This is a genomic window from Streptomyces lunalinharesii (assembly GCF_039532155.1).
In the GTDB taxonomy this organism is placed as follows: Bacteria; Actinomycetota; Actinomycetes; order Streptomycetales; family Streptomycetaceae; genus Streptomyces; species Streptomyces lunalinharesii.
In genome coordinates this window covers 1-668 of record NZ_BAAARK010000124.1, presented here as the reverse complement: position 1 = coordinate 668, position 668 = coordinate 1, and the positions used below count along the sequence as shown (strand labels likewise).

Genomic DNA, 668 nt, shown 5'->3' with positions numbered 1-668 from the left:
ATCCTCGGCTACCTCACCGAACACCTCGCCGGCCTGCCCCTCGACCAACTCGCCGAGCAACGGATCTGGCACCCCCTGCGCATGGACTCCACCCGCTTCGGACCCCTACCCGACGACATCGCCGCCCGCTGCGCACCGACCGAACTGGACGAGGCCACCGGCACCCATCTCAAAGGCACTGCCCACGACTTCTCCGCCCGACTCCTCGACGGGGTATGCGGCATCGCCGGCGCGTTCACCGTCCTCGACGACCTCGTCGCCTTCCTGCGCCACATGCTCGCGCCCCACCTCCGGCCTGGGAATGCTGGTTTCGGGCGTGACTGGATCAGGGAGTCCTTGAAGGTCCAAACAGGTGCGTTGCAGCCTGGGCGCGGCTTCTTCTGGCATCCCGCTGCCGGGACGGGCGCTGACGAGGACGTCTGGGTCCACTACGGCTTCACCGGCACCGGTACGTGGATCTCACCCAGGCAAGGACGCTGGGCCGTGTTGCTGACCAACAAGCTCTACTACACGCGCGACTGCCAGCCACTGACCGACATCCGCAACACCTTCCGGGCGCTCGCCTTCAACGCGTAGTTGGCAACGCCCCGTGTCCCTTCAGGGCGGACACCCGACCACCAGCTGGGGCGGCGCCACGCTGCTGGGGCCACGTTGGCAAGGTCTCTGGG

General features: G+C 67.7%; 1 protein-coding gene. It reads left to right on the top strand.

Annotated elements, in window-relative coordinates:
• A partial coding sequence (locus ABD385_RS41240) for a serine hydrolase (RefSeq protein WP_344585424.1) occupies positions 1-576 on the top strand: 576 nt, incomplete at its 5' end.
• Positions 577-668: the final 92 nt, after the last annotated feature.